Source organism: Mesorhizobium sp. M7A.F.Ca.US.010.02.1.1, assembly GCF_004023085.1.
Classification (GTDB): domain Bacteria; phylum Pseudomonadota; class Alphaproteobacteria; order Rhizobiales; family Rhizobiaceae; genus Mesorhizobium.
The window spans coordinates 54,204-61,914 of sequence record NZ_RZRV01000033.1 but is presented as its reverse complement, the minus strand read 5'-3'; the positions used below and the strand labels follow the sequence as shown (position 1 = coordinate 61,914).

The 7,711-nt window shown below is 57.4% G+C and carries 6 protein-coding genes; 4 read left to right on the top strand and 2 right to left on the bottom strand.

Features of this window, described 5'->3' with window-relative positions; translation table 11 throughout:
* A partial coding sequence (locus tag EOA19_RS26015) for a GMC family oxidoreductase (protein ID WP_245486333.1) occupies positions 1–1,637 on the bottom strand: 1,637 nt, incomplete at its 3' end.
* A 523-nt stretch (positions 1,638–2,160) separates the two neighbouring features.
* Positions 2,161–2,625 carry an Lrp/AsnC family transcriptional regulator gene (locus EOA19_RS26010; protein ID WP_063169349.1) on the bottom strand — a complete coding sequence of 155 codons (465 nt, stop codon included), beginning with the start codon at positions 2,623–2,625 and terminating at the stop codon, positions 2,161–2,163.
* A gap of 621 nt (positions 2,626–3,246) precedes the next feature.
* Here EOA19_RS26010 and ectB point away from each other — a divergent pair.
* From ectB to EOA19_RS36105, 4 genes are all read left to right on the top strand, one after another.
* Positions 3,247–4,563, top strand: a complete 1,317-nt coding sequence (gene ectB / locus EOA19_RS26005) for a diaminobutyrate--2-oxoglutarate transaminase (RefSeq protein ID WP_063169350.1) — start codon at positions 3,247–3,249, stop codon at positions 4,561–4,563.
* A gap of 225 nt (positions 4,564–4,788) precedes the next feature.
* Positions 4,789–6,249, top strand: a complete 1,461-nt coding sequence (locus EOA19_RS26000) for an aldehyde dehydrogenase family protein (RefSeq protein ID WP_063169351.1) — start codon at positions 4,789–4,791, stop codon at positions 6,247–6,249.
* A gap of 328 nt (positions 6,250–6,577) precedes the next feature.
* The gene (locus tag EOA19_RS25995) at positions 6,578–6,946 is read left to right on the top strand and encodes a GNAT family N-acetyltransferase (protein ID WP_063169352.1); all 369 of its coding nucleotides are present in this window, start codon (positions 6,578–6,580) and stop codon (positions 6,944–6,946) included.
* Positions 6,924–7,391 carry a transporter substrate-binding domain-containing protein gene (locus tag EOA19_RS36105; protein WP_224571101.1) on the top strand — a complete coding sequence of 156 codons (468 nt, stop codon included), beginning with the start codon at positions 6,924–6,926 and terminating at the stop codon, positions 7,389–7,391. Before EOA19_RS25995 ends, EOA19_RS36105 begins: the two co-directional genes overlap by 23 nt.
* Positions 7,392–7,711 lie beyond the last annotated feature (320 nt).

The window sequence follows — 7,711 nt, the reverse complement described above, 5'->3', positions numbered from 1 at the left end:
TAGCTCCGTCTGCCGTCTCTCAAGGTTGTGTCGGCCAATTTCTCAGCCACCATAATCGTCGGAATGTTTGTGTTCGCCCGAGGGCAAAATGGCATGACGGAAGCGTCGGCGATCCTCAAACCCAAAATACCATGAACGCGTCCCGACGGATCGGTCACAGCGCCAGGATCCGCGGCTGCCCCCATCCTGCAGGTCGACGTCGGATGCCAACTTGGGATGACGTTCTGGCGAATATACCGATCCAGATGTTTCTCGTCGTTGACGAGATCGGAAATGCTATCCCCATCCGTTATGACGCGCCTAATCAGCCCACGGCGCAGCCGCGGCGACGCGTCCATGAGCAGCGCCAGAAATGACGTGAGTGCATAGTTTGTGCTTGTGACCTTGCTCACCAGCTTCGCTCGCGCATTCAACGCTGACGGAAACGGGTCCAGCGCCACAGAGGACAGCGAATCTTGCTGCAGCAGGCGGACTATGAAGCGAAAGCCCTGCTTGAGGCGCTCGGCGTCCCGCTTGTCGCTCAACCAGTTGAAATCGACCTCCGGCTCTATTTTATGCGAACTACCCTTGAGCGCCACAGTTCCCGTCGAGTAGCTGCGATTGACCCACACGGCGAGAGTGCCGAGGCGCCTCCCCAGCGGGTGCCAGGATGATTTGGCAACAGTCGATATTGCCATATCGGTCGACGGGCAGCCTTCGTAACCCGACGAGTAGCGGGCGTGCATCTGAATATATTCGCTCACGCCGGGTGACAAGCGATCGGCCGGCTTCAAATAGGCCGAAACGCAAATCGTGGGGTGTTCCTGAAGATTCTGGCCCACACCTTTCAAATCTGCAACGATAGGGATTCCGAATTGTACTAATTCCTTCGCGGGGCCGATCCCGGAGCGCATCAATATGGCGGGTGAATGGAGTGCTCCTGCGCACAGGATAACGCAAGAAGAGCTATACGATTGGACGCCCGATTTGTTCTCCGTCTCGACCCCCGTTACCGTTGTTCCCAAAAAGGTCAGCCGCGCAACTGTCGTTTCGGATAAAATCGTTAGATTGCGGCGAGAGCGGACGGTTTCGGGTAAGTACGCCATCGCGGAGGAGACCCGATGACCATTGCGGTTGGTCAATGGGACAACTGAATAGCCATCACCGAATGCACCATTGAAGTCTGGCCTGAAATGAAGCCCCAAAGCATCGTAAGCATCGGAGATTGCCCGGATGAAGCCCGACCAGTCTGATTGGCGCACACGTTTGATTGGCAAGGGGCCGTTCGTGCCATGAAATTCCCCGCCGAAATCCAAATCGCATTCTAGACGACGGAAGTAGGGCAGCACGTCTTCCCAACCCCAGCCCGTTGCACCGCTTGAGGCCCACTCATCGTAATCTCCGGGCCCGCCGCGGTTGGCGACTTGGGCATTGATGCTGGAGCCGCCACCCATGACGCGCGCCTGTTCGTAATGGACAGGCTTGCGGCCACCTCGCACCGTTGTCGCGTGGAGTGACTGCCATCGATAACCGGGATTAAGGTAAGCACGCGTTGGGTCGCCATCCTGGATGTCGTCAGGAATGGCATTCGGCGGCGTATCAGGGCCAGCTTCAATGAGCAGCACGCGAGCGCCATAGGCGGAGAGCCTGCTCGCCATCACGCATCCAGAGGAGCCACCACCCACGACGATATAATCGAAAACCACGCAAACTCGCAAATGTCTGAGTCGGGCAAAAATCTAGCAGACGGCGAGCAAGCAAAAACGCGCAATTATCTTGCAGGACGCAGGAAATCAGCGCATTCTTAAGAGATTCGCATTATGGCGGCCTCCCAACGGGGCGGAACGTTTAAACATGACCTTGCCAGCAGTCCATCAGGGCTGAAGGCGATGCCGGAGCGTCGTGACTTAAGTGGACAAAGCGCATCGCGACTGAAGGGGACAAACCTATCGCGAGATACATCAGAATGCAGCCCGGTAGGTCCAGAAGTGCTTTTGCAGCATCGCGCTGACGAGGCCGTTGTAAGGAGCAGAATGATGCTTCGCCTTGCGCTCCATCGCCGCTTTAGCGGTACGAAAACTCCCGTCCCAATCATGGCCGGCGGGCAAGGCGGCTGACCCTTGCGCCAGTCATCGGTGAATCGGATCAACCAGTTGTTGAATGCGCGTAAGATTGCGCGTTCTATACATCGATTGGCACCGCCAAGGTTACCTTCGTGCGATCCATCACAATCATCGTGCTGTAATTTCTAACAGCCGGGCTATCAAAGAAGAAACGCCTCGAGAATGCGTCGTACTCTGCCAAGTCACGCACGGAGAGAAGGAGAACGAAATCGGCGTTACCGGTGACCGCATACGCGCTCATTACTTCAGGCGCCTTCTGTAGAGACTGCTTGAAGCGATCGATGACGTCGGAACGATAGCGCTCAATGTCGACCAAGACCAGCATCATCAGGGACCTGCCCACCGCCTCAGGCGACACGATTGCAACATCAGCCTCAATTACGCCAATTTGTCGCAACTGCTTCAATCGCCGCTGACAGGCCGTGGGCGATATACCGGCCAGTTGGCCCAATTCTTCCGTTGTTTGGCGATTGTTGCGCTGAACAGCGCTTAAGATTTTCAGATCTATCCGATCCAATTCCATGGTCATTCTCCGGAATAGCTGCAATTTGCGCAGAAAAACTGCGATATGCACTCGACTGTAGCCTCAACCCCGCGCAGACGGAAGCCCAAACGATCAGGCCAGGCATGGGACCAAAGTCGGCTATCGTCCTCGACGTCAGTTATAGCCATTGGCCGAAGAGTGCTGTCCACCATCGCCCAACTGACAATGGCAGCCGACGGTCAAAAGCCGAGGCCTTGCGCCCAGTTCGGCCGAGGAAACGTCTCGGAACTTAAACGCTAAGCCGACTGGACGATGATGATAGGGGGGACCTCTATTTCCGCGCTTCGGCTTCCATTCGTTGGCTCACGCTGCCAAGAGTCTCATCTGTGTATAGGGAATCGAGCGCTAGGTTCGCCTGCCCCGGTTGCTGCATCAAATGCAGCCGTCTTGAGGTGGTTGGGAAAAATCGTCACCGCAGCCACACAAACCGCCGGCCTTATGCAACCTGCCGGCAATTTCGCATAATTACTGCATCCCGCCGCTCAGAATTTGCGCAAGGCGCCCAATGTAGCGCGCTATTGTCTCACAACGGCACCTACACGCCACTTCATAAAGCAGAAGAGGCCTGGCTTTGCAGGCTTCAGATTGAGGAGTTCGCCTATGAGCAAGCAATTCGCACCTGAAATGGATGCAGGTCTCGCGGTTTTCAATCGCCTGGAGTCTGAGGTGCGCAGCTACGTCCGCGCCTTCCCCGCCCTATTCGATCGCGGAGTCGGGACCACTCTCATCGCTGCAGACGGTCGGGAATATCTCGACTTTTTCGCCGGTGCAGGCGTTTTGAATTATGGGCACAACAACCCCGTCATCAAGAAGGCGCTGCTGGATTATATCGAGCGCGACGGAATTGTGCATGGGCTGGACCTTGCCACGACGGCCAAGAAAGCCTTCATCGAAGCTTTCGAGCGATACATTCTCAAGCCTCGTGGTCTGACATACAAATTACAGTTTCCCGGCCCCACAGGTACGAACGCGGTCGAAGCGAGTCTAAAACTGGCTCGCCAGGTGACCGGGAGATCGAACATCGTCTCGTTTACCAACTCGTTCCATGGGGAAAGCGCTGGAGCATTGGCAGCGATGGGAAACAAGGAGCACCGGGCCGCTGCCGGGTTTCCCCTCGCCCATGTGACATCGTTGCCATACGAAGGCTACCTGGGGGCGTCAGTTGACACAATCGATTACTTCGAAAAGCTTCTCAATGACCCCAACAGTGGCCTCGACAAACCTGCCGCGGTGATCCTGGAAGGGATCCAAGGTGAAGGCGGCATCAATGCTGCGAGCGTTACTTGGCTGCAACGGCTGCGCGAGCTAACGTCGCGGCACGGAATCTTGATGATCCTCGATGACATCCAGGCCGGGGTCGGTCGCGCGGGCAGTTTCTTCAGTTTCGAAGCGGCTGCAATTGTGCCGGACATCGTTACCCTGTCCAAATCTTTGTCGGCGATCGGAACCCCAATGGCCCTTATTCTCATCAAGCCTGAACTTGATGTCTGGGCCCCGGGCGCACACACCGGGACCTTCAGAGGCAACAACTATGCTTTCGTCACTGCTCGTGCGGCCCTCGAAGCTTACTGGTCCGACTCCAAGTTCGAGGATGAGATCGCTCGCAAGTCTGCGATCTTGGTCCAAGAACTCAACGCGATTACCGAGGAATTCCCCACCCTCGGCCTGAGCGTGCGAGGCCGCGGTCTGATGTACGGACTCGTTTCACCGAAGCACCACTCCTTGCCAGGTCTGGTCTCCCAGGAGGCTTTTCGTCGGGGCTTGGTGATCGAGATCGCCGGCTCATACGGTGAGGTGCTTAAGTTCATGACTGCCCTCACCATCGCCGAGGCTGACCTTCGGCGTGGTCTGTCCATCATTCGCGACAGCATTGGCGCAGTAGCGACTACCCTCGACGGTGGAGGCGCGGCTCGCTAGCCGACAAAGCACCGGGCCACTAGCAGGTCCAAAATCGGGCCGCTCGCAGTCACGGAACGGGAAGGCCGTTCCGTGGCATGTGGCAGTGGGCGAACTCGGAGCGGCTGAACGGCAGACTAGGGCTTTCACTGCCGGACCGATACCACGGTTGCCGTTCTTCCTGCGGCGCCGACCACTGTCGCTGCGCCAATTCGAAGAAAATCGAGCGATAAGAAAGAGGACTGGATGGCCAGCAACGACGTAGTCAAAAATTATATCGATGGCGAGTGGCGGGATTCTGTGTCCGGCACACGCATCGAGGTCGATGACCCGGCGAGCGCCGAAACGATTGCTGTCGTAGCTGAAGCAGGACCCCAAGACATCGAGCTTGCCGTTACTGCTGCTCACCGCGTTTTTCGCGACCGCGTGCTGATAGACATGCATCCGTATGATCGCGGTCGCATGTTGTTTCGCGTTGCCGACGCCCTTGAAGCGCGTTTCGACGAGATCGCAGCCATTAACTGCGCGGAGACGGGGAAGGCATTGGAACTTGCCGATGGCGAGGTTCAGACCGCCATCAGATACCTGCGATACTATGGTGGCTTGGCCGACAAACTTGAAGGGCGCTCGATCCCGCGCGGGGCCAACCTGGTCAACTACACAGTCAGAAGTCCCTTCGGCGTGTCCGCCCAGATCGTTCCGTGGAATGGTCCACTTGAACTGACGGCCCGCTCGCTGGCCTGCGCCATCGCAACCGGCAACTCAGTCGTGGTGAAGTCGCCGGAACTAGCTCCCCTTTCCGGAGTTGAACTTGCGCGTGCCTGTGAGACAGCGGGGCTGCCTGCCGGAGCGGTCAACGTGCTCACTGGATACGGCCAAACGGCAGGCCAGGCGCTGATCGAACATCCCGACGTTCGCCACATCGTCTTCACGGGCTCGATTACTACTGGGCGGACGGTGCTCAAGACGGCAGCGGATCGGATCGTGCCCTGCATAATGGAACTGGGCGGAAAGTCGGCTGCAGTTGTGTATTCCGATGCCGACCTCGACTGCGTTGTGGAAGCGGTACGCGTCGGGACCTTTCTGAATGCAGGCCAGAATTGCAACAACCTTACACGTCTTATTGTGGAACGTTCTATTGCAGACAAACTGGTGGAAAGAGTGAGGGTCTGCGTCGAAGGACTGTCGGTCGGTCCAGGACGCGAAAACTGCGACATCACCCCGTTGATCTCCCGAAACCAACGACAAGGAGTTGAGCGGGCCTGCCAGACGGCCCTCTCGCAGGGCGCGCGACTCGTAACCGGCGGGACTGCGCTTTCGGAGCGGAGCGGTTACTTTATGGCGGCCACGGTGTTTGCCGATGTCGCGCGAGACAGCAATCTCTTCCAGCAAGAAGTATTCGGTCCTGTTCTTGCCGTTACCACGTTCGATAATCCGGGAATGGCCGTCAATCTCGCGAACGACACCGTTCACGGTCTGGCAGCGGGCGTGTTCACGCGGGATATTGACCGGGCCCTCTGGACCGCCGACCGCCTTTGGGCCGGTCAAGTGTACGTGAATGGGTGGTATGTGGGCGGGGTGGAAACACCGTTCGGTGGGATAAACCAGTCCGGCTACGGCAGGGAGAAGGGTCAGGAAGCGCTGGACGGCTACGTTCAGACGAGAAACGTTGGTATCCGCCTCTCGCAGCCACCATCTGGAAATTGAACGCTTGCTGATCCCTACCGACGGCGCGGCTGTCGGGCGATGCAGGATTCAATGACCTCGACCAAATCGAAATAAGCCCGGCGAGAGAATCCGTATCGGAGGTCATCGAGAACAACTCTAATCATAGGATTTTTGGCTGCGGACGGGCTTTACCCACCACGGACATGTAGGAGCGCATTGCCTAGCCCGCTGCGTGGGTCGCATGGGTCAGGAGAGGATCACAGTGCTTCAGAGACAATTGAGATTCGCAGAGCTGCCGCCGAAGATTTCGACAAGTTGGCAATGTTGAACCGCGAGTTGATCGAGGCCGAGAAGCATCGAAACCCCGATGACGGTTTCAGAACTCAAGGAGCGGTTTATTCAGTTGGTGAATCGCGAAATTTGGATGGTCGACCTCTTCAGCCAGAACGGCGAGATTGTGGGCCTCGCCACTCATCGTTTGGAGCCAGACAATGCGGAGCCGAGTGGGCAACGCGTCTTTTTGAGGCAATTCTACGTCAGCTGCCAACACCGACGTTCGGAGATTGGCTGCAGGACCCTTGAGCTGCTTATTCGGTCTCGTTTCCACAACAAATCAAGGATTTTCCTCGACGTGCTGGAGACCAATCCTGGCCGCAAGACCTTCTGGTCTCACACCGGTTTTGTCGCCTACAGCACGCTCATGGAGCGTCTCGTTGAAAAAGCGGACACCAAATAACCTGCGGTGCTGGGAATTAATTTGGGGATCGGATTGTCTGGCATTTGCGTGCGTCGCGCAAAAACACGAGAATAGAATCGAGCCGGTCGTAACCGAATGGGGCTCACTTGTCCCCGGCCTGCAGGCTAGCCGCTTCGACTTCATCACGGCCGGCATGTGGATCAAGCCGGAGCGCTGCCGCAACGTGCTGTTCAGCGAACCGATCGCTACGGAGAGAGGCGCACTGCTGGTGCCTAAGGGCAACCCGGAAGGGCTGCATTCTTATGAGGATGTGCGTGACAAGGGACTCACCTTCGTCAGTGATACAGGCTACACCGCGGTCCAGGACGCGAAAAAGTCAGGCATCGCCGACGACAAAATCATGCAGGTCGCCGGACCGCCGGCGGACAGGCTGTCGCGCCGCCGCCGGTGCCCTCGACTACTTTACAGCGACTGGACTTGTTAAGAAGGACCACAGCCTTGAGCTGGCCGATTCGTTCATCGCGCCAGCCAACTATCCTGCTATCGCCTTCGAGCTCAACGAGCAGGCTGCGGTCGACGCGTTCAATGCCGTATGCAGGACTATGTTGGCTCTGGCGAAATGATGGCAGTATTCGGCAAATACGGCTACGGCAAAGACAACCTGCGGACGGCAGCAAGACCGCTGACCTCTGCAGAGGCTGAAGGCAATGTGCCTTAACACGTCCCCGGTCATGGCGGGGACGTGTTCAGTGGGCAAGCGTCTGTGAGGCGATTTCAGGTCCACCGTGGCGGTGCTCACAAGAC